The sequence below is a fragment of the Halalkalibacter hemicellulosilyticusJCM 9152 genome, assembly GCF_000513115.1.
Lineage (GTDB): Bacteria > Bacillota > Bacilli > Bacillales > Bacillaceae_D > Halalkalibacter > Halalkalibacter hemicellulosilyticus.
The window spans coordinates 1-1643 of the sequence record NZ_BAUU01000087.1; the positions used below are offsets into that span (position 1 = coordinate 1).

The 1643-nt window shown below is 38.2% G+C and carries 1 protein-coding gene; it reads left to right on the forward strand.

Annotated features, from left to right (window positions below; all coding sequences use genetic code 11):
• Nucleotides 1-114 precede the first annotated feature (114 nt).
• Nucleotides 115-1389 carry an IS110 family RNA-guided transposase gene (locus tag JCM9152_RS20945; RefSeq protein WP_035347757.1) on the forward strand — a complete coding sequence of 425 codons (1275 nt, stop codon included), beginning with the start codon at nt 115-117 and terminating at the stop codon, nt 1387-1389.
• The last annotated feature ends 254 nt before the right edge of the window (nt 1390-1643 follow it).

Genomic DNA, 1643 nt, shown 5'->3' on the forward strand with positions numbered 1-1643 from the left:
GGTTAGCATTCCTGTAGTGCGTTAATTTGCACTTTGAAAAAAATAGAGCCTCCCAGTAAGATAAGAGTATAGACACCACTCTAAAACTCAAAAATCTAAGGGGGAAGCTCTACTATGAAGTATAAAATGCAAGACAAACAAAATCAATTGATTGAAAGAATTACACATGAACACCTTGTCGTAGGAGTAGATATAGCACAACAATTTCATGTAGCTCGTGCTGTTAACTATCGTGGGATCGTTGTTGGTGATCCTCTTACATTTGAAAATAATGAAGATGGCTTCGCTAGCTTATTAGAATGGATAAATCATTTAATCTCTAAGGCAAACTTTAAAACAGCTATAGTTGGTATGGAACCAACAGGACATTATTGGCTAAATCTCTCCAAATGGCTATACAATCATAAAATTGATGTTGTAACGGTGAATCCTCACCTTGTAAAAAAGAATAAAGAAAATCGAGATAATACACAATCTAAGAGTGATATAAAAGACGCTCTAGTTATCGCTGATATGGTTAAGAATGGTTATTATGCGTTTATTCGACCAACTTCAGAATCCTTTGAACAGTTAAGAGTACTTATGTCAAACCGTGACGTAATCGTTAAAAGGTTAGTGAGTTCCATCAATCAGATTAACCGTTGGATAGATGTTGTATTTCCAGAATTTCGACAAGTATTTAAAGATGTCAAAGGAAAAGGAGCTATCGCAACTCTCCGTTTATTTCCTACTCCAAGCGATCTTCAATCTTTAGAACCTCAAGATGTTATTGATGGATGGAGAACTGTAATGCCGCGTCACGCAGGAATACATAAAGCGCATATACTTATTGAATTAGCTAAACACTCTGTTGGAAGTATACAAGCTACCGCTGCTTATAAACTTCACCTTGAACAATTACTTGAAGAATTTGATTTAGCTACAGCTCAACTCGCAAGAATAGAAAAAGAAGTCACAATCGCACTTAAACAAATTACATTTACAGATAAGCTACTTGCCATAAAAGGTATTAGTGAAATTTCTCTAGCTGGAATTCTTGGTGAAGCTGGTGATCTAAGTGGTTTTGCCCACGGGAACTCTCTCTTAAGGCATGCAGGTTTACATTTAGCAGAGGCCAGTTCAGGCAAATGGAAGGGACAAATTGTGCTATCTAAGCGTGGAAGGTCCAGGTTGCGGCGATTCCTTTACTTAGCGACCATTTCACTTATTGTAAATAACCCAGAGTTCAAAGCTCTTCATACCCACAATGTACAAGTCAAGAAAATCAAAAAGATGAAATCCATTATGAAATTGATTGGCAAACTCGCAAGACTTTTAGTAGGAATGGCTAAAAGAAATGAAGCCTATTGTCCTAAAAAACTACAAACTTTTTCACCTATTGCAGCTTAATACCTAGAATAAATTGAATGTTGTCTTATTCGTAGGAATTCCAAAAAGCACGGAGTACTGGATCCGTTGAACAAAAGGGCACTGACCCGTTCGGTTAGCAAAACAGCCTCCACCCCTTGGATAGGCATGACGAAGGAATGAAAGGGCTAAGACCCGTTGAGACATGGGAGGGATAGCCTCCAGGGGCGGCGTGGAGAATACGTGCAATATATGGTAATAAATGGAGTGGAATACTACCTCCTCTATTCCCGCAC